18 protein-coding genes are annotated in these 20484 nt (G+C 58.9%); 8 read left to right on the top strand and 10 right to left on the bottom strand.

The features are described from left to right. Positions 1–106 precede the first annotated feature (106 nt). On the top strand, positions 107–1030 hold the full coding sequence (locus ACW9E7_RS06460) for a DMT family transporter (protein ID WP_458727437.1): 924 nt from the start codon (positions 107–109) through the stop codon (positions 1028–1030). Here ACW9E7_RS06460 and rutG read toward each other — a convergent pair. From rutG to rutA, 7 genes are read right to left on the bottom strand one after another with little or no spacing between them, the layout of a single operon-like run. Continuing rightward, positions 1018–2340, bottom strand: coding sequence for a pyrimidine utilization transport protein G (gene rutG / locus ACW9E7_RS06465; RefSeq protein ID WP_458727438.1), 1323 nt, complete (start codon positions 2338–2340; stop codon positions 1018–1020). The genes ACW9E7_RS06460 and rutG overlap by 13 nt on opposite strands. A gap of 21 nt (positions 2341–2361) precedes the next feature. Continuing rightward, positions 2362–2856 carry an NADH-dependent FMN reductase RutF gene (rutF, locus tag ACW9E7_RS06470; protein ID WP_115874696.1) on the bottom strand — a complete coding sequence of 165 codons (495 nt, stop codon included), beginning with the start codon at positions 2854–2856 and terminating at the stop codon, positions 2362–2364. A gap of 9 nt (positions 2857–2865) precedes the next feature. Further along, a complete protein-coding gene (locus tag ACW9E7_RS06475) occupies positions 2866–3456 on the bottom strand; it encodes a malonic semialdehyde reductase (protein ID WP_458727439.1) in 591 nt (196 codons plus the stop codon). Between the two features lie 9 nt (positions 3457–3465). Next, positions 3466–4266: a pyrimidine utilization protein D gene (gene rutD / locus ACW9E7_RS06480; protein WP_458727440.1), complete on the bottom strand. Its 801-nt coding sequence runs from the start codon at positions 4264–4266 to the stop codon at positions 3466–3468. A gap of 7 nt (positions 4267–4273) precedes the next feature. After that, positions 4274–4660, bottom strand: coding sequence for a pyrimidine utilization protein C (gene rutC, locus ACW9E7_RS06485; RefSeq protein ID WP_126787227.1), 387 nt, complete (start codon positions 4658–4660; stop codon positions 4274–4276). 11 nt (positions 4661–4671) lie between these two features. After that, positions 4672–5361, bottom strand: a complete 690-nt coding sequence (rutB, locus tag ACW9E7_RS06490) for a pyrimidine utilization protein B (protein ID WP_458727441.1) — start codon at positions 5359–5361, stop codon at positions 4672–4674. Continuing rightward, the gene (gene rutA, locus ACW9E7_RS06495) at positions 5361–6452 is read right to left on the bottom strand and encodes a pyrimidine utilization protein A (protein ID WP_023617762.1); all 1092 of its coding nucleotides are present in this window, start codon (positions 6450–6452) and stop codon (positions 5361–5363) included. Before rutA ends, rutB begins: the two co-directional genes overlap by 1 nt. Positions 6453–6697: 245 nt before the next feature. Here rutA and rutR point away from each other — a divergent pair, with 245 nt between their 5' ends. Then, positions 6698–7336: an HTH-type transcriptional regulator RutR gene (gene rutR / locus ACW9E7_RS06500; RefSeq protein ID WP_008499819.1), complete on the top strand. Its 639-nt coding sequence runs from the start codon at positions 6698–6700 to the stop codon at positions 7334–7336. Here rutR and ACW9E7_RS06505 read toward each other — a convergent pair. Continuing rightward, positions 7333–7728, bottom strand: a complete 396-nt coding sequence (locus ACW9E7_RS06505; protein WP_115874700.1) for a lysozyme inhibitor LprI family protein — start codon at positions 7726–7728, stop codon at positions 7333–7335. The two genes, rutR and ACW9E7_RS06505, sit on opposite strands and share 4 nt — an antisense overlap. Positions 7729–7779: 51 nt before the next feature. Continuing rightward, complete coding sequence (gene putA, locus ACW9E7_RS06510) at positions 7780–11742, bottom strand: trifunctional transcriptional regulator/proline dehydrogenase/L-glutamate gamma-semialdehyde dehydrogenase (protein ID WP_458727442.1); 3963 nt, start codon at positions 11740–11742, stop codon at positions 7780–7782. Positions 11743–12165: 423 nt separating this feature from the next. Here putA and putP point away from each other — a divergent pair, with 423 nt between their 5' ends. Further along, positions 12166–13674 (top strand): sodium/proline symporter PutP, encoded by a 1509-nt coding sequence (putP, locus tag ACW9E7_RS06515; RefSeq protein WP_111964491.1) that lies wholly within the window; start codon positions 12166–12168, stop codon positions 13672–13674. 117 nt (positions 13675–13791) lie between these two features. After that, positions 13792–14211, top strand: coding sequence for a DUF3574 domain-containing protein (locus tag ACW9E7_RS06520; RefSeq protein WP_032648964.1), 420 nt, complete (start codon positions 13792–13794; stop codon positions 14209–14211). Between the two features lie 73 nt (positions 14212–14284). Here the strand turns inward: ACW9E7_RS06520 and ACW9E7_RS06525 are convergent, their stop codons facing one another. Next, positions 14285–15469 carry a NupC/NupG family nucleoside CNT transporter gene (locus tag ACW9E7_RS06525; protein WP_127730349.1) on the bottom strand — a complete coding sequence of 395 codons (1185 nt, stop codon included), beginning with the start codon at positions 15467–15469 and terminating at the stop codon, positions 14285–14287. A gap of 251 nt (positions 15470–15720) precedes the next feature. Between ACW9E7_RS06525 and efeU the strand changes: the two genes are divergently transcribed. The 4 genes from efeU (at position 15721) to phoH (ending at position 20301) form a co-directional block, all read left to right on the top strand. Then, positions 15721–16554, top strand: a complete 834-nt coding sequence (gene efeU / locus ACW9E7_RS06530) for an iron uptake transporter permease EfeU (protein WP_111964489.1) — start codon at positions 15721–15723, stop codon at positions 16552–16554. A 41-nt stretch (positions 16555–16595) separates the two neighbouring features. Further along, positions 16596–17723, top strand: a complete 1128-nt coding sequence (gene efeO, locus ACW9E7_RS06535) for an iron uptake system protein EfeO (protein WP_458727443.1) — start codon at positions 16596–16598, stop codon at positions 17721–17723. 5 nt (positions 17724–17728) lie between these two features. Next, positions 17729–19012, top strand: a complete 1284-nt coding sequence (efeB, locus tag ACW9E7_RS06540) for an iron uptake transporter deferrochelatase/peroxidase subunit (RefSeq protein ID WP_458727444.1) — start codon at positions 17729–17731, stop codon at positions 19010–19012. A gap of 500 nt (positions 19013–19512) precedes the next feature. Next, positions 19513–20301, top strand: a complete 789-nt coding sequence (gene phoH, locus ACW9E7_RS06545) for a phosphate starvation-inducible protein PhoH (RefSeq protein WP_458727445.1) — start codon at positions 19513–19515, stop codon at positions 20299–20301. The last annotated feature ends 183 nt before the right edge of the window (positions 20302–20484 follow it).

Genomic DNA, 20484 nt, shown 5'->3' on the forward strand with positions numbered 1-20484 from the left:
GAACCTCTGCCGCCGGGATCTCCCGGCGGTTTTTTTATTTCTGCAACATTGAACTGTAACCAAAGGCAACGCACACTACAGAATTGTTTTCTCTTTCTGGTGCCGCATGTCTGTCTCACGCTTCAAATTCTCCGTTAAACCGCAGGAAGCCATCCTCATTCTCATCACCATGTTCTGGGGCGGGACGTTTCTGGCCGTTCAGTACGCGGTGACCCTCAGCGATCCGTTCTTTTTTGTTGGCCTGCGCTTTGCGACGGCGGCTCTTGCCGTGGGGCTAATTTCGCTTAAAACGCTGAGGGGGCTGACGCTGAAAGAGCTTAAGGCCGGCGTGGCGATTGGGGTGGCGATAGCGATGGGCTACAGCCTCCAGACGTGGGGATTGCAGACCATCTCCAGCAGCAAATCCGCATTTATCACCGCCATGTATGTGCCCCTGGTGCCGCTGCTGCAGTGGCTGTGCCTGGGTCGGCTGCCGGGGCTGATGTCCTGTATTGGCATCGTGCTGGCGTTTATCGGTCTGATTTTGCTGGCCGGGCCGGAAAACAATCTTCTGGCACTGGGGCCGGGCGAAATCATTACCCTGATTGGGGCGATCGCCATTGCGGCGGAAATTATTCTGATTAGCGCCTGGGCGGGCAAGGTCGACGTCAAACGCGTAACGGTGGTGCAGCTCGCGACGGCGTCTCTGGTGGCCTTTGCGGCGATGGTTCCGGCAGGGGAGTCCGTGCCGCAGATGTCCACCGGTCTGGTGGTAGTCGCACTGGGGCTGGGTATCTTCAGCGCCATTATCCAGGTCACCATGAACTGGGCGCAGCGCAGCGTGTCGCCGACGCGGGCAACGGTGATCTACACCGGTGAGCCGGTCTGGGCAGGCATTTTCGGGCGACTCGCCGGCGAGCGTTTGCCGCTGCTGGCCCTGGTGGGCGCGGCGTTTATTGTCGCCGGGGTGCTGGTGAGCGAGCTGAAGCTCAAGCGGAAGAAAAACGCGCTGCCAGAAGATGACAGCGCGACGTTAAATCACGAATCCTGACGCACCACCTCGCCCTGCGGCGCAGCGGCCATCCGGCGGCTCAGCAGGGCGTTAAGCAGGATCGCGCCGAAGGTGGCCGTACCAATCCCGCCGATCGTAAACCCGCCCAGCGTCAGGGCAAAATCGCCCGCGCCCAGCACCAGCGTGACGGCCACCATAATCAGGTTGCCGTTCTGGCTGAGATCGACCCGATGCTGCACCCAGATACGCGCGCCGGCCACGGCGATCAGCCCAAACACCACGATTGAGGCCCCGCCGATGACCGGTGACGGAATGGTGTGGATCAGCGCGCCGAACTTCGGCGAGAAGCCGAGCAGCATCGCCATCACCGCCGCCGCGACAAAGACCAGCGTCGAATAGACTTTGGTTACCGCCATCACGCCGATGTTTTCGGCATAGGTGGTGACGCCGCTGCCGCCCACGGAACCGGAGAGCATGGTCGCCAGCCCGTCGCCGACGAAAGCGCGGCCCATGTACGGGTCCATACTGCGCCCGGTCATTCCCGCGACCGCCTTCAGGTGACCAAGGTTTTCCGCCACCAGGATCACCGCCACCGGTGCGATAAGCATCATCGCCTGGGTGTTAAAGGTGGGCGAGGTGATTTTCGGCAGGCCGAACCAGGCGGCCTGATGAAGCAGCGTAAAGTCAACCGGCTTGCCCAGACCAAAAACGTTCGCCAGCACGGCATACACCAGACAGGCGAAAATCAAACCGACCAGGATCAGCAGCCTCTGGATCATGCCTCGCGTAAAGACCGCCACCAGACCGATGCACAGCACGGTCACGACGGCCATCCAGCTTTCAAAGGGCGAGCCGGAGACGCTTTTCACCGCAATCGGCGCAAGGTTCAGGCCAATCGCCATCACCACCGCGCCGGTCACAACTGGAGGCATCATGCGTTCGATCCAGCGCGTGCCGATCTTCATCACCACCAGACCAATCAGGGTATACACCAGACCGCAGGCGATGATGCCGCCGAGGGCCACGCTCAGGTTGGGGTTGATTCCCTGACCGTTAAACCCGGTAGTGGCGATGACCACCCCGACAAAGGCGGCGCTGGATCCCAGATAGCTGGGCACGCGCCCGCCGGTGACAAAAAAGAACAGCAGGGTACCGATACCCGACATCAGAATAGAGAGGTTGGGATCGAGTCCCATCAGCATCGGCATCAATACCGTGGCGCCAAACATGGCGACCGCGTGCTGGACGCCCATCACCATAGTCTGCCCGAGCGGGAGTCGTTCATCCGGCGCGACCACGCCAGCTTCTGTGGAGGTCGATTTCAACTGCCATTGGGGAAATCCGAACATGGTCTGTCTCCTTAAGGCGGGTTAACAGGCGGGTCGCATAAGCGCGTGGTAGCCTCGGTCAAACCACACCAGGCCCTGCGGCGCGGGGTGGCGAATAATCGAAACGATGTCGCAAAACAGAATGTCGTGCGTACCGACGCTCACCACCTGGCTGATCCGGCAGTCAAACGAGGCCAGCGCCTCCTCCAGGCGCGGACAGCCCGTGTCGCCCGTTTGCCAGCGGGCGGCGGCGAAGCGTTCTTCCATCGGCGTTTTGCCGCCAAAGAGGTTTGAGAGCGGCTCCTGTCCGGCGCTCAGGGTATTCACGCAAAGGGTGCGGTTTTCGCTGAACGTCGGCCAGACGGACGCGCCGCGGTTCAGGCACACCAGCAGGGTGGGCGGTGAATCCGTGACGCTGCACACCGCGCTGGCGGTGAAGCCCGCCAGCCCCGCCGGGCCGTCGGTGGTGATGATATTCACCGCCGCGCCAACGCAGGCCATGGCGTCGCGAAAGGTTTGCTTATCCGGTGTTGTCATGCTCGCTCCTTACGCCAGCCCGCAGGCATCGTCGAAGGTCAGGCGCGGCAGGCGGCCGTAAAGTTTGCCCGGGTCGCCGTAGCCAATGTTGATCAGCAGGTTGCTTTTAAGCGTCGTGCTGGTGAAAAAGGCCTCGTCGACCTTTTGGCGGTCAAATCCCGACATCGGGCCGGTGTCCAGCCCCAGCGCGCGACAGGCGAAAATCATGTAGGCGGCCTGCAGCGAGCTGTTGCGAAAGGCGGTCTCTTCCGCCAGCGCGGGGCTTGCGGTAAACCAGCTTCGGGCATCGCCGTGCGGAAACAGCTCAGGCAGGCGCTCGTAGAATTCACCGTCCCAGGCGACAATCGCCGTGACCGGAGCGGTAAGCGTTTTCTCCAGGTTGCCGCTGGAGAGCGCCGGGCGCAGCTTCTCTTTTCCCTCAGCGCTTCGCACAAACACAATCCGCGCCGGGGAGCAGTTGGCGGACGTGGGCCCCCATTTCATCAGGTCGTAGATTTCGCGCAGCGTCTCGTCGCTGACGGCAATATCCTGCCAGCCGTTATGGGTGCGGGCGCCGGTGAACAGCGTTTCCAGCGCGGCGGGGGTAATGGCTTCGCTCATTAAAGCTCCTTATAAAGCGGGTTCAGGGCTGTGCAGCAGGCTGGCCAGCCCGTTCAGCAGCAGGGTGTTGAAGGTGTCCGGCTCGGTGACGTTGCAGGCATGCCCGCCCTGGCGCATCACCGCGCTGTGGCTGTGCGGGATCGCTGCCTGCAGCTCAGACGAGCAGACAGAGGGCACCAGCATGTCGTCGGCGGAACAGATGATCTGTACCGGGCAGCGGATGCGCGCCGCATGGCGGCTGAAGTCGGCCTTTTTCAGGGCGCTGAGCCTGTGCAGCAGGTTGGCTTTTCCCTGAAAATGGGCCAGCGCCAGCGCTTCTTCGGCCTCAAGACGGGGCGCGCGAGCGGCCATCCAGTCTGCCGGGTAGAGAAACAGCGGCTGCGCCTCAACCCACGCCTGTGGGCCACCGTAATGCAGCAGGCGCTCGCGGATCTGAAAGCAACGGCGGGTATGGGAGTTGAGGGTCAGCCAGCCGTTGACGCACACCAGCGCGGTGAGGGCGTCGGGCCTGTCGAGGGCCAGCTGCAGGCCGACCAGCGCCCCCAGCGCGTGGCCGACGACGCTGTAGCGTGCAATTCCGGCCTCAGCCAGCGCCTGGTCCAGTTCGTCCGCCATCTCTGCAAGGCTGTACCCTTCCGGCAGGACGTCGGGGTTATTGCCCGTTCCGCGCTGGTCATAGCACACCACCTGATACTCCGGCTCCAGCGCGGCCAGCTGTGGCAGCCAGTAGCTGCCGCTGCCGCCGAGACCGGCAATAAGGACCACCACGGGTGCACCTTCGTACGGTGGCGGCGAGATGGAGAGTTTCATATCTGCCTCACTTCGCGATGTGCGCAACGGTGGCGATCTCAACCAGCGCCTCCGGCTTCACCAGGCCGCACTGAATGCAGAACCGGGCCGGCTTATCGCCGGGGAAGAACTCCGCGTAGATTTCGTTAATCGCGGCGTAGTTTTTCCAGTCGGTGATAAAGATGCTGTTGAAGGTCACATCCTCCATCGTGCCACCCGCCGTTTCGATCACGGTTTTGATCGTCTCCAGCACGTGGCGGGTTTGCGCCTTTGGGTCGTTGATAAACAGCACGTTGTTGTCTTTATCAAACGGCAGCGTGCCTGAGACATACACCACGCCGTCGGCAAGGGTGCCGGGGACAAACGGGGCGATGGGCGTGCTGGTGCCCGGCGGGATGATTACAGATTTCGGCATCGTGTGTCTCCTCAGGCGATACGGGCGAGCGGGGGATTCAGGGCGTCGCAGAACTCGGCGACGCTGCTGACCCAGCCAAAAAAGGTTTCGATATTGAACAGGGCCGCCTTCTGGGCGAATTCCGGCCCGGCCTGATGGGTCGCGTCTTCCAGCACCACGCCGAAATACTCGAGGAAAAAGCCGTCGCGCAGGGTCGACTCCACGCAAACGTTGGTGGCAATGCCGGTGAAGACCAGGTGGCGAATGCCCCGGCTGCGCAGCAGGCTGTCGAGCGGCGTGTTGAAAAAGCCGCTGTAGCGCGGTTTCGGCAGGACAATATCACCCGCCTGCGGGACCAGCTCATCCACCAGCTGATAATCCCAGCCGCCTTTTGCCAGCAGCTTGCCCTGCAGTTCGGGCTGCTTGCGCATGGTTTTCAGGGCGTTCGACTTGTGGAAGTTCGGTGAACCGGGGCCACCGGCCTCAACGTACTGGTCATCCCAGCCGTTCTGGAACCATATGATAAGCATGCCCGCGGCGCGCGCGGCGGCGACGGCGGTTTTGATATTCGCTATCACAGGCTGCGTAGCGGAGACGTCGAAGCCCGCCAGATCAAGATAACCACCGGGGCTGGCGTAGGCGTTTTGCATGTCCACCACGATCAGCGCGCTCTGCTGTGGCGTGAAGGTAATGGCTTCCGGGCGTGCGTTAAGTGTTGTCATTACGCCACCTCCTTCGTGACGGCAGGGATGTGGGCGCGGCACTGCATCAGCGGCTGGATGCGCTCGCCGAAGGTCTCCACGCCGGTGAGGAAGTCATCGAAGGTCAGCAGGACGCCTTCCGCACCGGGAACGGCAGCCACTTCATCGAGCATTCTGGCAACGCTGGCGTACGAGCCGACCAGCGTGCCCATGTTGATATTGACGGCGGAGGTCGGGTCGGCCATCTGACGAACGTTGGTATCCGCCCCGGAGCGGGTGTCCTTCTGGCTCTGCTCGGTGAGCCAGCTCAGAGCTTCCTCGTCGGCGCCGTCCTTATAGCGCTCCCATTTCGCGCGCGCGGCGTCGTCGGTTTCGTCTGCTATCACCATGAACAGCACGTAGGAGCCCACGTCGCGCCCGGTTTTGTCGGCGGCCTCTTTCATGCGAGCGGCGGTCGGGGCGAAGGCGGCAGGCGTGTTAACGCCTTTACCGAAGCAGAAGTTGAAGTCGGCGTATTTGGCGGAGAATTCCATTCCCGCGTCGCTCTGTCCGGCGCAAATCACCTTCATCGGCACCGACGGCTGCGGGCTGACGCGACAGTCGTTCATGGTGAAGAAGTCACCCTTAAAATCGCTTTTGCCGGTACCCCACAGGTCGCGCAGAACCTGCACGTATTCGGTCAGGTAGTCGTAGCGACGCGAGAAGTAATCGTCACCCGGCCAGAGCCCCATCTGCTCGTACTCGGGTTTTTGCCAGCCGGTCACCAGGTTGACGCCAAAGCGTCCGCCTGAGATGGAGTCAATGGTGGAGGCCATGCGCGCGACGATCGCCGGGGGCAGGGTAAGCGTGGCGGCGGTGGCGTAGATCTGGATCCGCGAGGTGACTGCCGCCAGCCCAGCCATCAGGGTGAAGGACTCCAGGTTGTGATCCCAGAATTCGGTTTTGCCGCCAAAGCCGCGCAGCTTGATCATCGAAAGCGCAAAGTCGAAATGGTAGTGCTCCGCTTTCTGCACGATGGCTTTATTGAGCTCAAAGGTCGGCATGTATTGCGGTGCAGTGGTCGAGATAAGCCAGCCGTTGTTGCCGATGGGTACAAATACGCCAATTTTCATCACGAACCTCTCTTCATTACGTCGCAGGTGTAACGGTGATTTTGCAAAGGCAGTGCCAGTTTTGAAAATGGCAGTGTTATTAGTGTGTTAATCAGAAGTTGGTGGATTGATGCAGCTAAATGTGGACTAACTGGTCAAAAACATTGCACAGAAAACAGGCATTCATGCGCGATCGGAGTGCAGGATGTCGTGGTGAGACGGGGGTTTTGCTATGCTGAGGGCAACGCAGAATAAGGAGAGCGGGAATGACACAAGGCGCAGTGAAAACACCAGGTAAACGTTCGCAGGCGGTGAGCGCCAAGAAGCAGGCGATCCTCAGCGCGGCGCTGGAGACGTTTTCGCAGTTTGGCATTCACGGCACGCGCCTGGAGCAGGTGGCGGAGCAGTCCGGGGTATCCAAAACCAATCTGCTCTACTATTACCCGTCGAAAGAGGCGCTGTATGTCGCGGTGATGCAGCAGATCCTCGATATCTGGCTGGCGCCGCTGAAAGCGTTTCGCGAAGAGCTGGCCCCGCTGGTAGCAATCAAGGAGTACATTCGCCTGAAGCTGGAGGTGTCGCGCGATTACCCGCAGGCATCAAGGCTGTTTTGTCTTGAGATGCTGCAGGGCGCGCCGCTGTTGCAGGCGGAGCTGACCGGAGATTTAAAACAGCTGGTGGACGACAAGTCGGCCATTATTGCCGGATGGGTTGCCAGCGGAAAGCTGGCCCCGGTCGATCCGCATCATCTGATCTTTATGATTTGGGCCTCCACCCAGCATTACGCTGACTTTGCGGCCCAGGTCGAGGCGGTGACCGGAAAAACGCTCCAGGACGAAGCGTTTTTCCACAGCACCCTGGAAAACGTGCAGCGGATGATTATTGAAGGGATCCGCTTACGTTAGTTTGCCGGCGGGAGAGGGCAGCTTAAGTCGCCCTCTTCACACTGCATCAGCGAGGCCAGAAACGCTTCGCGCTCCACGGTTTTTTCAGCCAGGCACTGGTTAACAATCATTGGCTGAACGCTCCCGCCTTCCGTACCCGAACCGATAAACGCGCAGTCCGCATCGCGCAGGGTAATCCACGCCTGCTGCGCTTTTTTCAGCAGATCTCGCTGAGGAGCTGCCGCACGCTTAACGGCCGCCTGGTACGTCTGGTTGAGCTTTTTATCGGCAGCCTGGTACTGCTGCGCGCTACAGGTATTCAGTTCAAGCTGGGTGGTCGCTTTGTCGCACTCGTCGGCCAGCGCGCTGGCGCTCAGCAGCAGCGCTGCACTGGCGATAAGATATCGTTTCATATATTCCCCAATAAAATAAGGCTCCGTCTCCGGAGCCTTATTAGCACAGCGTTAACCTATTGTCATCAGACTGGCGTTACCACCCGCCGCCGCGGTGTTGACGCTGAGCGAGCGCTCCACGTACAGACGCTCCAGCAGCAGGTTGGTTTCCCCGCGCGCAAAGCCCTGCACCGAAACAATCGCCCCGCTGCGGGCCGCAACCTGCTCGCACAGCTCGCGCAGCTGATCGGAATCACCGTGGTAGATCACCGCATCAAACGGCTGGGTGAGCAGGATATCGGCTTTCGCAAAGCGAATGCGGGCCGAGACCGCCTTCGGCAGCTGTTTAGCGAGATCGCGATGCAGAGCATCTTCCGGCCACAGCACTTCACAGCCGGTGGCCATGGCGGCGGCCAGCTGTACCAGCGCGTCCTGCTCGTTATCCGCCACGCACAGCACGCGCTCGCGCGGCATCAGCGTCCAGGTGTTGCGCTCGCCGGTTGGTCCCGGAAGCAGACGCTGCGTACCGGCCTGCGCCAGCTCGCCGTACTGCTGTGCGACAGCACGCAGTTCAGGACGTTTTTCCGCCCAGGCGATCAGCGCCTCCAGCGGCTGGGTCAGCACGGCTTTCAGCTGCGCATCCGCCGGATACTCCGCATCCTGACGCGCCAGGGTGACGCCCAGCGCGTTCTCCGGACGGTTCGCCAGCAGACGGTACAGGTAGAGCGGACCGCCCGCTTTCGGACCGGTGCCGGAAAGGCCTTCACCGCCGAACGGCTGCACGCCCACGACCGCGCCAACCATGTTGCGGTTAACGTACAGGTTGCCCACTTTGGCGCTGCCGGTCACCTGCGCAATGGTCTCGTCGATACGGGTATGCACGCCGAGCGTCAGGCCATAGCCGGAGGCGTTGATCTGCTCAACCAGCTCGTTGAGGTTGTTACGGTTGTAGCGCACCACGTGCAGCACCGGGCCGAAGACCTCTTTTTTCAGCTCGTCGAAGCTTGCCAGCTCGATAAGCGTAGGCGGCACAAAGGTGCCGGAACGCCACTCGCGGGCGTCTTCGCTGTTGTCTCGCACCGCCTGGAACACCGGACGGCCTTTCGAGCGCATGGCCTGAATGTGGTTTTCAATATTGGCTTTGGCTTCCGCGTCGATCACCGGCCCGATGTCGGTGGTGAGACGGCCCGGGTTGCCCATGCGGCATTCGGCCATCGCGCCGCGCAGCATCTTCAGCGTGTGGTCTGCCACGTCATCCTGCAGGCACAGCACGCGCAGGGCGGAACAGCGCTGACCGGCGCTGTCGAAGGCGGAGGCCAGCACGTCAACCACCACCTGCTCGGTGAGGGCAGAGGAGTCGACTATCATGGCGTTCATGCCGCCGGTTTCCGCGATGAGCGGCGTAGGACGACCCTGCGCATCCAGACGGGTGGCAATATTGCGCTGCAGCAGCGAGGCCACTTCGGTCGAACCAGTAAACATCACGCCGCGCACGCGGTTATCGGAGGTCAGTTTGGCGCCCACGGTTTCACCGCGGCCCGGCAGCAGCTGGACCACGCCCGCCGGTACGCCTGCCTCCAGAAGAATGTTGATGCCCTGCGCGGCAATCAGCGGGGTCTGCTCTGCCGGTTTTGCCAGCACGCTGTTGCCTGCGGCCAGCGCGGCGGCAATCTGGCCGGTGAAGATCGCCAGCGGGAAGTTCCACGGGCTGATACAGACGACCGGACCCAGCGGACGGTGGGTTTCGTTATCGAAATCATCGCGCACCTGACCGGCATAGTAGTGCAGGAAGTCGACGGCCTCGCGTACTTCTGCGATTGCGTTGCTGAAGGTTTTACCCGCTTCGCGCACCAGAATGCCGATGAGCGACTGCATCTGATCTTCCATCAGCACCGCCGCGCGTTCCAGAATGGCGGCGCGCTCCTGCGGCGGCGTGGCGAACCAGATAGGGGCGTTATTCACCGCGCTGTCCAGCGCCTGATCCACTTCCGCTTCTGTCGCTTCACGCACGTAGCCGACGATATCTTTTGGCTCTGCCGGGTTGATGACCGGCTGCATGTCGCCGTCATCAACGAGCTGCTCCAGCATCGGTTTGGCCTGCCACTTCTGCAGCGCGCTGTTGAGCAGGGCAGAGGAGAGGGACGCCAGACGGTGTTCGTTGGCGAGATCCAGACCCGCCGAGTTGACGCGGCCTTTGCCGTACAGCTCGCGCGGTAGGGCAATTTTTGGATGCGGCAGACCAATCTGGCCTTCCTGCGCGGCCATCTTCTCAACGGCCTGTACCGGGTCGGCCACCAGCTCGTCCAGCGGCAGCGTGGTATCGGCGATGCGGTTAACGAAGGAGGTGTTCGCGCCGTTTTCCAGCAGACGACGAACCAGGTACGCCAGCAGGGTTTCGTGCGTGCCCACCGGAGCATAGATACGGCACGGGCGGTTCAGCTTGCCGTCCGCCACTTTACCGGTCACCTGCTCGTAAAGCGGTTCACCCATGCCGTGCAGGCACTGGAACTCATACTGGCCCGGATAGTAGTTTTGCCCGGCCAGACTGTAGATCGCCGCCAGGGTGTGGGCGTTGTGGGTAGCGAACTGCGGATAGATCAGGTTCGGCACGCCGAGCAGCTTTTTCGCGCAGGCGAGGTAAGAGACGTCGGTGTAAACCTTACGGGTATAGACCGGATAGCCTTCCAGCCCTTCCATCTGGGCGCGTTTGATTTCGCTGTCCCAGTAGGCCCCTTTCACCAGGCGGATCATCAGGCGACGACGGCTGCGGCTGGCCAGGTCAATCAGGTAATCAATGACGAACGGACAACGCTTCTGGTAGGCCTGGATAACGAAACCGATGCCGTTCCAGCCCGCCAGCTCCGGCTCGAAGCACAGTTTTTCCAGCAGATCGAGGGAGATCTCCAGACGGTCGGCCTCTTCGGCGTCGATGTTGATGCCGATGTCATACTGGCGCGCCAGCAGGGTCAGGGATTTCAGGCGCGGGTAGAGCTCTTCCATCACCCGGTCATACTGCGCGCGGCTGTAGCGCGGGTGCAGGGCGGAGAGCTTTATCGAGATGCCCGGGCCTTCATAAATACCGCGACCGTTGGACGCTTTACCAATGGCGTGGATCGCCTGCTGGTAAGAAACCATGTAGGCCTGCGCGTCGGCGGCGGTCAGGGCCGCTTCACCGAGCATGTCGTACGAATAGCGGAAACCTTTGTCTTCCAGCTTGCGGGCGTTCGCCAGCGCTTCGGCAATGGTTTCTCCGGTGACGAACTGCTCGCCCATCAGGCGCATCGCCATGTCCACGCCCTTGCGGATCAGCGGCTCGCCGCTCTTGCCGATGATGCGGTTCAGGGAGCGTGACAGGTTGGCTTCGTTATGGGTCGAAACCAGTTTGCCGGTAAACAGCAGGCCCCAGGTTGCCGCGTTAACGAACAGCGACGGGCTGCGGCCAATGTGCGAATGCCAGTTGCCGTTGCTGATCTTGTCGCGGATCAGCGCGTCGCGGGTGGCTTTATCCGGAATACGCAGCAGCGCTTCCGCCAGGCACATCAGCGCCACGCCTTCCTGAGAGGAGAGGGAGAACTCCTGCAGCAAACCCTGAACCATTCCGGCGCGGCCGGTGGCGGTTTTCTGGTTACGCAGCTTGTCGGCTAACTGATACGCCAGGCTGTGCGCCTGTGCGGCAATGGCGTCAGGCAGGCGAGCCTGCTCCAGCAGCATCGGCACGGCGTCGGTTTCGGCGCGGCGGTAGGCGCCGGTAATGGCGGCGCGGCTGACGGACTGCGGCAGGATCTGCTCGGCGAATTCAAGGAACGGCTGATGGCTTTCGTCGCCAGCGGCCGGCGCCTCTTCGCTTTCATTGGCGGCACCGGCGAGCAGGGCAGGCAGCTCCGGCAGGCCCTCATCGCTCTCGAGTCTTTCGAGATAGTTAAAAATCGCCTGCTTAATTAACCAGTGCGGCGTGCGGTCAATGCGGGTTGCTGCGGTCTTAATCCGTTCGCGGGTCGCGTCATCCAGCTTAACCCCCATGGTGGTCATACCCATGCCAAAGCTCCTGTTGTTCTGTAATAGCGTTCTGTAGATAGCGTGAAATATCCTCCATGTTGCAACTTTGTGCAACCGTGTTAAATGTGACCTGGTTTGCAACCCAGAAAATGAATGGATTGTTAACGAATGGTTAGCTGGAAAAACGTGCTGGCTTTGTCGCGGAAAGCCTGTTTTTATGCGGAAGTTAACACTTTTCAAAGGTGCAACCCGTAAAAGCGTGAGCGAGTGCAACCTATAGGAAACTCGTATCAAACCGGGGATGAAATTGATGTAAATGCAGTGTTAAATCGTTTGTCAGCGGAGGGCGCATACGGCAGGATAGCGCGCCCAACCGAAACACAAGATACCGTCACCTCGTTCCGGTGATCATATAACAAGGCAACCCGGACGGTTGTCGCTCGACACTTTTGGAGAATTTGAATGGCTATTAGCACACCGATGCTGGTGACATTTCTCGTTTATATTTTTGGCATGATCCTGATAGGGTTTTTGGCGTGGCGTTCTACAAAGAACTTTGACGACTACATTCTGGGCGGACGCAGTTTAGGCCCGATGGTGACCGCGCTCTCCGCGGGCGCATCCGACATGAGCGGCTGGCTGCTGATGGGTCTGCCGGGTGCGATTTTTATCTCCGGTATCTCGGAAAGCTGGATCGCCATCGGTTTGACCGTCGGCGCGTGGATCAACTGGAAGCTGGTGGCAGGCCGTCTGCGCGTGCATACCGAAGCCAATAACAACGCCCTGACGCTGCCGGACTACTTCACCGGACGTTTTGAAGATAACAGCCGCATCCTGCGTATTATCTCTGCGGTGGTTATCCTGCTGTTCTTCACCATCTACTGCGCCTCCGGCATCGTGGCCGGCGCGCGCCTGTTCGAAAGCACCTTCGGCATGAGCTACGAAACCGCTCTGTGGGCCGGTGCCGCTGCGACCATTCTCTATACCTTCGTGGGCGGTTTCCTGGCGGTAAGCTGGACCGACACCGTGCAGGCGAGCCTGATGATCTTCGCCCTGATCCTGACCCCGGTGATTGTGATTTTCACCGTTGGCGGCTTTGGCGAATCGCTGGAAGTGATCAAGCAGAAGAGCATTGAAAACGTCGACATGCTGAAAGGGCTGAACTTCGTGGCCATCGTCTCTCTGATGGGCTGGGGTCTAGGCTACTTCGGTCAGCCGCACATTCTGGCGCGCTTTATGGCGGCGGATTCTCACCACACCATCGTACATGCCCGTCGCATCAGTATGACGTGGATGATCCTGTGTCTGGCGGGTGCGTGCGCTGTTGGCTTCTTCGGTATCGCCTACTTCAGCAACAACCCGGCGCAGGCGGGTGCGGTGAACCAGAACGCCGAACGCGTGTTTATCGAGCTGGCGCAAATTCTGTTTAACCCGTGGATTGCCGGTATTCTGCTCTCCGCGATCCTGGCGGCGGTGATGTCCACCCTGAGCTGCCAGCTGCTGGTCTGCTCCAGTGCGATCACCGAAGACCTCTATAAGGCCTTCCTGCGTAAAAACGCAAGCCAGAAAGAGCTGGTGTGGGTCGGGCGCTTCATGGTGCTGGCGGTTGCGCTGGTGGCGATTGCGCTGGCGGCCAACCCGGAGAACCGCGTGCTGGGTCTTGTTAGCTACGCGTGGGCGGGCTTCGGTGCGGCGTTTGGTCCGGTCGTCCTGTTCTCCGTTATGTGGTCCCGTATGACCCGTAACGGCGCGCTGGCGGGGATGATTATCGGTGCGGTGACCGTTATCGTCTGGAAACAGTTCGCCTGGCTGGGCCTGTACGAAATCATTCCTGGCTTCATCTTCGGCAGTATCGGCATCGTGGTCTTCAGCCTGCTGGGTAAAGCGCCGTCTGCCTCCATGCAGAAACGCTTTGCGGAAGCCGACGCGCATTACCACACTGCGCCGCCGTCTAAGCTTCAGGCAGAATAATTTTTCTCGCTGCACAATACAGGCCGGGTGAGCGCAAGCGCCACCCGGCTTTTTTCTTGCCAAAATCCGTAATTTCCTGTGATATCCATGTGCTTATAACAATGAGGATAGCGAAGCATGACAATCAAAACAGGGTTAATGGCGGCGGCATTATTGATGCTGGCGGGCTGCAACGCGCCATCGCAGCATGCGGCGGTGGAGACCTGCAAAGCGGATAACCAGATGCAGCAAACCACGCTCTATTTCGGCTTAAACCGTCCTGCCGGGGCACAGATTACCAGCAACGAGTGGCAGCAGTTTGTTGACCAGGACGTGACGCCGCGTTTCCGCGATGGCTTAACGGTGTTTGACGCGCGCGGGCAGTGGCTGGGGAACGACGGGAAAGTGGCGCGCGAACCCAGCAAAGCATTAATGCTGATCCACGGTAAAGATGCGCAGAGCGAGAAGAACATCGAAGCGTTGCGCGGGATTTATAAATCACGCTTCGCGCAGGAGTCGGTGATGCGCGTCGACCAGCCGGTGTGCGTGCAGTTCTAATAAAAACGGCGGGAAATCCCGCCGTTGCTGTATCGTAGGCCCGTGCAAGCGAAGCGCCGCCGGGCAAAAACACTTACAACACCAGCCCCGCAAAGCTCGCCGACAGTAAACTTACCAGCGTTGCTCCATACACCAGACGCAGGCCGAAACGCGACACCACGTTCCCCTGCTGCTCGTTAAGACCCTTAATCGCTCCGGCCACAATGCCGATGGATGCGAAGTTCGCGAACGACACCAGGAAGACGGATAAAATCCCTAGCCCGCGCGGGGACATCTGATGCGCGATTTTTTGCAGCTCAATCATCGCCACAAATTCATTCGCCACCAGCTTGGTCGCCATAATACTGCCCGCGTTCAGGGCGTCACCCAGCGGAATACCCACCAGCCACGCCAGGGGATAAAATACATAGCCCAGAATCTGCTGGAAACTCATGCCAAATACGCTGGAGAAGAGGGCGTTAACGGCGCTAATAAGCGCGATAAAGCCAATCAGCATGGCCAGAATAATCATCGCCACTTTAAAACCGGCCAGAATATACTCGCCGAGCATCTCGAAGAAGCTCTGGGATTCATGCAGTTTTTCCAGCTTGATATCCGGCTCCGCTTCCGGGCGTGCCGGGTTGATGACCGAAAGAATAATAAAGGTGCTAAACATGTTCAGAATCAGCGCGGCGACGACAAATTTAGCGTCGAGCATGGTCATATACGCGCCGACAATCGACAGGGAGACCGTCGACATCGCCGTGGCTGCCATGGTGAAGAGACGACGGGAAGAGAGGTCCCCCAGCACGCCCTTGTAGGCAATGAAGTTTTCCGACTGGCCGAGAATCAGCGAGCTAACCGCGTTAAAGGATTCCAGCTTACCCATGCCGTTCAGTTTCGACAGCAGCGTACCGATCACCCGAATAAAAATCGGCAGGATCCGCCAGTGCTGAAGAATACCAATCAGCGCGGAAATAAAAATAATCGGGCAAAGCACGCCGAGGAAAATGAACGCCAGCCCTTTTTCACCCATACCGCCAAAGACGAAATTGGTGCCTTCGCCAGCAAATTTGAGCAGTGACTCAAAAAATCCCGAGACGTATTTAATCAGGAATAACCCGCTTTCGGCGTGCAGGAAAAAGAACGCCAGGGCAATTTCAATGACAATCAGCTGTAAAACAAAACGAATGCGAATTTTTCGGCGGTCGAAACTTACCAGCCAGGCAAGCGCGAGAATAATAACCAGCGCCAGCAGGAAATGGACAATTTTAAACATAATTTATTTTCACCAGGTGTTTGAGGCGGATATTTAGCCACAGCCCTGAATCAGCGTAAATGGGCATTTTCGTTATAACTTATAAACTTGAACGTAACGTATGTAACTATTATCAGGCTGGGCGTTTACAACTCGTCATCAAAACACCGCACATTTCGCTTGTTTTTCTTTTCGCCGTAATGATAATCACTATCACAAGAATTTACCTTTCTTTGCATCAGTTGACCGCGATAAACATTTAAGGTGTCGGCATGTTTGTTCCATTTCTCATTATGTTACGTGAAGGGCTCGAAGCCGCCCTTATCGTGAGCCTCATCGCCAGTTATCTGAAGCGAACCCAGCGCGGACGCTGGATTGGCGTCATGTGGGTCGGGGTATTCCTTGCCGCGGCGCTCTGCCTGGGCTTAGGTGTCCTCATCAACGAAACCACCGGCGAGTTCCCGCAGAAAGAGCAGGAGCTGTTTGAAGGTATCGTCGCCGTGATTGCGGTGGTGATCCTCACCTGGATGGTGTTCTGGATGCGTAAGGTCTCCCGTAACGTGAAGGTGCAGCTGGAGCAGGCGGTGGATAACGCGCTGCAAAAGGGGAATAACCACGGCTGGGCGCTCATTATGATGGTCTTTTTCGCCGTCGCGCGCGAAGGGCTGGAGTCTGTTTTCTTCCTGCTGGCGGCGTTTCAGCAGGATGTGGGGATCTGGCCGCCGCTCGGGGCCATGCTGGGCCTCGCCACGGCCGTGGTGCTTGGTTTCCTGCTGTACTGGGGCGGTATCCGCCTGAACCTGGGCGCTTTCTTCAAGTGGACCAGCCTGTTTATTCTGCTGGTGGCGGCAGGGCTGGCGGCAGGGGCGATTCGCGCCTTCCATGAAGCGGGCCTGTGGAACCACTTCCAGGACGTCGCGTTCGACCTTAGCAACGTGCTCTCCACGCACTCTCTGACCGGCACTCTGCTCGAAGGTATCTTCGGCTATCAGGAAACGCCGAGCGTCAGCGAAGTGGCGATTTACTTTATCTATCTGGTTCCGGCGCTGGTGCTGTTCGCAATGCCGCCGCGTACCGGCACGCAGGCGTCTCGCGTTACGCCATAATAGTTGATTTAGTTACAACATACTTTTTAAAGGGAAGAGTCATGGCAATTCAGTTCCGTCGTAGTGCGTTATGCGCAGGCATTGCCGCGCTGTTCGCTTCTGCATTCTCCGCCTGGGGCGCGGATGTTCCACAGGTTAAGGTCACCGTCAACGACAAGCAGTGTGAGCCGATGACCCTCACGGTGAAAAGCGGAAAAACCCAATTTATTATTCAGAACCACAGCCAGAAGGCGCTGGAATGGGAGATCCTTAAAGGCGTTCTGGTGGTGGAAGAGCGTGAAAATATCGCTCCTGGCTTCAGCCAGAAGATGACCGCCAACCTGCAGCCGGGCGAGTATGAGATGACCTGCGGCCTGCTGACTAACCCGAAAGGTAAGCTTATCGTCAAAGGCGAAGCGACGGCCGATGCGGCAAAAGGCGCTGCGGTACTGAGCCTGGGCGATGCGATTACGGCGTATAAAGCCTATGTCACGAAAGAGACGGCGGATCTGGCGATGGCAACCAAAGCCTTTACCGATGCGGTGAAGGCCGGTGACATCGAAAAAGCGAAATCCCTCTATGCGCCATCCCGTCAGCACTACGAGCGTATCGAGCCGATCGCCGAGCTGTTCTCTGACCTTGATGGCAGCATCGACGCCCGCGAAGATGATTTCGAGCAGAAGGCCGCCGATCCGAAATTCACCGGTTTCCACCGTCTGGAGAAAGCCCTGTTTGGCGATAATTCCACCAAAGGGATGGAGAAATACGCTGAGCAGCTGAACGGCGACGTGCTGGAGCTGCAAAAGCGCATCAGCGAGCTGGCCTTCCCGCCGTCAAAAGTGGTGGGCGGCGCGGCCGGCCTGATTGAAGAAGTGGCCGCGAGCAAAATCAGCGGCGAAGAAGATCGCTATAGCCATACCGATCTGTGGGACTTCCAGGCCAACGTCGACGGCGCGCAGAAAATCGTTAACCTGCTGCGTCCTCAGCTGCAGAAAGAGAACGGCGAGCTGCTGGGCAAGGTGGATGCCAACTTCAAAAAAGTCGACACCATCCTGGCGAAGTACCGCACCAAAGACGGGTTTGAGACCTACGATAAGCTGACCGACGCCGACCGTAACGCGCTGAAAGGCCCGATTACCGCCCTGGCGGAAGATCTCTCCCTGCTGCGTGGCGTACTGGGTCTGGACTAAGCACGATGAATAAGCATAGCGAGAACGACGTGGTTGAGCCTTCACGTCGTCGGTTGTTAAAAGGGGTAGGGGCGCTGGGGGGCGCGCTTGCTCTGGCTGGCGGGTGTCCGGTAGCGCATGCGGCAAAACCGCAAAGCGCGCCCGGCACGCTGTCACCCAATGCCCGCATGGAGACGCAGCCGTTTTATGGCGAGCATCAGTCGGGCATCCTGACGCCGCAGCAGGCGTCCATGATGCTGGTGGCCTTTGATTCGCTGGCCAGCGATAAAGCCGATCTGGAACGTCTGTTCCGCCTGCTGACGAAGCGCATTGCGTTTCTCACCGCCGGTGGACCGGCGCCCGATACGCCGAACCCGCGTCTGCCGCCAATGGACTCCGGCATTCTGGGGCCGTTTATCGCCCCTGACAACCTGACCATTACCGTTTCGCTGGGGGAATCGCTGTTTGATACACGCTATGGGCTGGCAAAACAGAAGCCGAAAGCGCTGCAGAAAATGACGCGTTTCCCGAATGACTCGTTGGACGCTGCGCTGTGTCATGGCGACCTGCTTCTGCAAATTTGTGCCAACACCCAGGATACGGTGATCCACGCCCTGCGCGACATCATCAAGCACACGCCGGATCTGCTGAGCGTGCGCTGGAAGCGGGAAGGGTTTATCTCGGACCACGCCGCCCGCAGCAAGGGGAAAGAGACTCCGGTGAACCTGCTGGGCTTCAAGGACGGCACTGCCAATCCGGACAGCCACGATGGTGCGCTCATGAAGGAGGTGGTGTGGGTCACTGCCGATCAGGGCGAACCGGCATGGGCGGTGGGCGGCAGCTACCAGGCGGTGAGGATTATCCAGTTCCACGTGGAGTTCTGGGACCGCACGCCGCTGAAAGAGCAGCAGACGATCTTCGGTCGCGATAAGCAAAGCGGCGCGCCGCTCGGCATGAAGAACGAGCATGACGTGCCCGACTACGCCAGCGATCCTAATGGCGATGTGATTGCGCTGGACAGCCACATTCGTCTGGCCAATCCGCGCACCAAAGAGACGCAGTCGAGCCTGATGATGCGTCGGGGATACAGCTACTCGCTCGGCGTGACTAACTCCGGTCAGCTCGATATGGGGCTGCTGTTCGTCTGCTACCAGCACGATCTGGAAAAGGGCTTCCTCACCGTGCAGAAGCGCTTAAACGGAGAGGCGCTGGAAGAGTACATTAAACCCATCGGCGGCGGCTATTTCTTTGCCCTGCCGGGCGTGCGCGACAGCAACGCGTATCTCGCGCAGGGTCTTATTGAAGCCTGATAATTGTCCCTGCGACGATTCGCAGGGACATTATTTTTTCATATGACTATCCTCCTGTTATATTTCTGTAATATTTCTATATGAGACTGATTTCAACTGTAGGGACAGTCCTAAAAGTTGCATTCAGGTAAAATAAATGTTGCATTTATGATAACTCCTGATGTACTTAAGATAAGACAGCGGTAGTTCCCGGCAGTGACGCTGAATCACTATGGAGATCGCGAATGGTTGCGTCCTGTACTGGACAAGGTAAACATAACAACCGCAGCACCCGGCGCGGAGGCTCAGACTCCGGCAGCGATTTCCTCACCACTAAATTTTCCCCCCTCCCTCAAGAATCTGATTCGACCGACGTGCAGAACGGTGCGCGTAGCTGTTCCGTATCGTCATCCGATAGTGCAAGCAATGGCTTACAAGGAAGCCAACCCTCTGATGTTCGTGCGCATAATCGTGCCGACGCTGGCGCGTGTGATGAATACCAACAACTCAAGGTGCTATCCATGGGAAGACAAAAAGCAGTGATCAAAGCTCGTCGCGAAGCAAAACGTGTGCTGAGACGGGATTCACGTAGCCATAAACAGCGTGAAGAAGAATCGGTCACCTCGCTTGTGCAGATGAGTGGCGTAGAAGCAATTGGCATGGCCCGAGACAGCCGTGATAATTCTCCAATTGTGGCGCGCAATGAGGCTCAGGCGCACTACCTGAATGCTATCGAGAGTAAACAGCTCATCTTTGCAACCGGTGAAGCCGGATGCGGGAAAACATGGATCAGTGCAGCCAAAGCGGCGGAAGCGCTGATCCATAAGGACGTGGAAAGAATCATTGTTACCCGTCCGGTACTGCAGGCTGATGAAGATCTCGGCTTCTTGCCCGGTGATATTTCGGAGAAGTTTGCCCCGTACTTCAGGCCCGTCTATGACGTGCTGGTGAAGCGATTAGGTGCATCCTTTATGCAGTACTGCCTGCGGCCAGAGATTGGCAAGGTGGAAATCGCGCCGTTCGCCTACATGCGCGGACGTACATTTGAAAATGCGGTCGTCATTCTTGACGAGGCTCAGAACGTGACCGCTGCGCAAATGAAGATGTTTTTAACGCGCCTCGGGGAGAACGTGACGGTTATCGTTAACGGCGATATTACCCAGTGTGACCTGCCGTCCGGCGTAAAATCCGGGCTGAGCGACGCCATGTCACGTTTTGGGGAAGATGAGATGATTGGGGTGGTACGTTTCACCAAAGAGGACTGCGTGCGATCGGCGCTCTGCCAGCGCACGCTGCAAGCGTATTACTGAGTTTGCTGTTGCGTTCAAGGCCCGGGAAACCGGGCTTTGTTTTTTGTGCGGGCAGCCTGTTCGCTGCGCTCACGGTCTGTCCAACTGGCTGCGCCAGTTGTCGAACCCCGGTCGGGGATTCTCATCCCCCCCTTTTCGGAGAATATAAAAGAAAAAAGCCCGTACTTTCGTACGAGCTCTTAT

Source organism: Enterobacter sp. H2G27, assembly GCF_054403075.1.

Coding starts and splice junctions, on each gene's coding strand:
- phoH (WP_458727445.1), top strand. CDS start 19,513: ATGGGAAGACAAAAAGCAGTGATCAAAGCTCGTCGCGAAGCAAAACGT.
- ACW9E7_RS06505 (WP_115874700.1), bottom strand. CDS start 7,728: ATGAAACGATATCTTATCGCCAGTGCAGCGCTGCTGCTGAGCGCCAGC.
- efeU (WP_111964489.1), top strand. CDS start 15,721: ATGTTTGTTCCATTTCTCATTATGTTACGTGAAGGGCTCGAAGCCGCC.
- ACW9E7_RS06520 (WP_032648964.1), top strand. CDS start 13,792: ATGACAATCAAAACAGGGTTAATGGCGGCGGCATTATTGATGCTGGCG.
- rutF (WP_115874696.1), bottom strand. CDS start 2,856: ATGACAACACCGGATAAGCAAACCTTTCGCGACGCCATGGCCTGCGTT.
- putP (WP_111964491.1), top strand. CDS start 12,166: ATGGCTATTAGCACACCGATGCTGGTGACATTTCTCGTTTATATTTTT.
- rutB (WP_458727441.1), bottom strand. CDS start 5,361: ATGACAACACTTAACGCACGCCCGGAAGCCATTACCTTCACGCCACAG.
- efeO (WP_458727443.1), top strand. CDS start 16,596: ATGGCAATTCAGTTCCGTCGTAGTGCGTTATGCGCAGGCATTGCCGCG.
- rutD (WP_458727440.1), bottom strand. CDS start 4,266: ATGAAACTCTCCATCTCGCCGCCACCGTACGAAGGTGCACCCGTGGTG.
- ACW9E7_RS06475 (WP_458727439.1), bottom strand. CDS start 3,456: ATGAGCGAAGCCATTACCCCCGCCGCGCTGGAAACGCTGTTCACCGGC.
- rutA (WP_023617762.1), bottom strand. CDS start 6,452: ATGAAAATTGGCGTATTTGTACCCATCGGCAACAACGGCTGGCTTATC.
- putA (WP_458727442.1), bottom strand. CDS start 11,742: ATGGGTATGACCACCATGGGGGTTAAGCTGGATGACGCGACCCGCGAA.
- ACW9E7_RS06525 (WP_127730349.1), bottom strand. CDS start 15,469: ATGTTTAAAATTGTCCATTTCCTGCTGGCGCTGGTTATTATTCTCGCG.
- efeB (WP_458727444.1), top strand. CDS start 17,729: ATGAATAAGCATAGCGAGAACGACGTGGTTGAGCCTTCACGTCGTCGG.
- ACW9E7_RS06460 (WP_458727437.1), top strand. CDS start 107: ATGTCTGTCTCACGCTTCAAATTCTCCGTTAAACCGCAGGAAGCCATC.
- rutR (WP_008499819.1), top strand. CDS start 6,698: ATGACACAAGGCGCAGTGAAAACACCAGGTAAACGTTCGCAGGCGGTG.
- rutC (WP_126787227.1), bottom strand. CDS start 4,660: ATGCCGAAATCTGTAATCATCCCGCCGGGCACCAGCACGCCCATCGCC.
- rutG (WP_458727438.1), bottom strand. CDS start 2,340: ATGTTCGGATTTCCCCAATGGCAGTTGAAATCGACCTCCACAGAAGCT.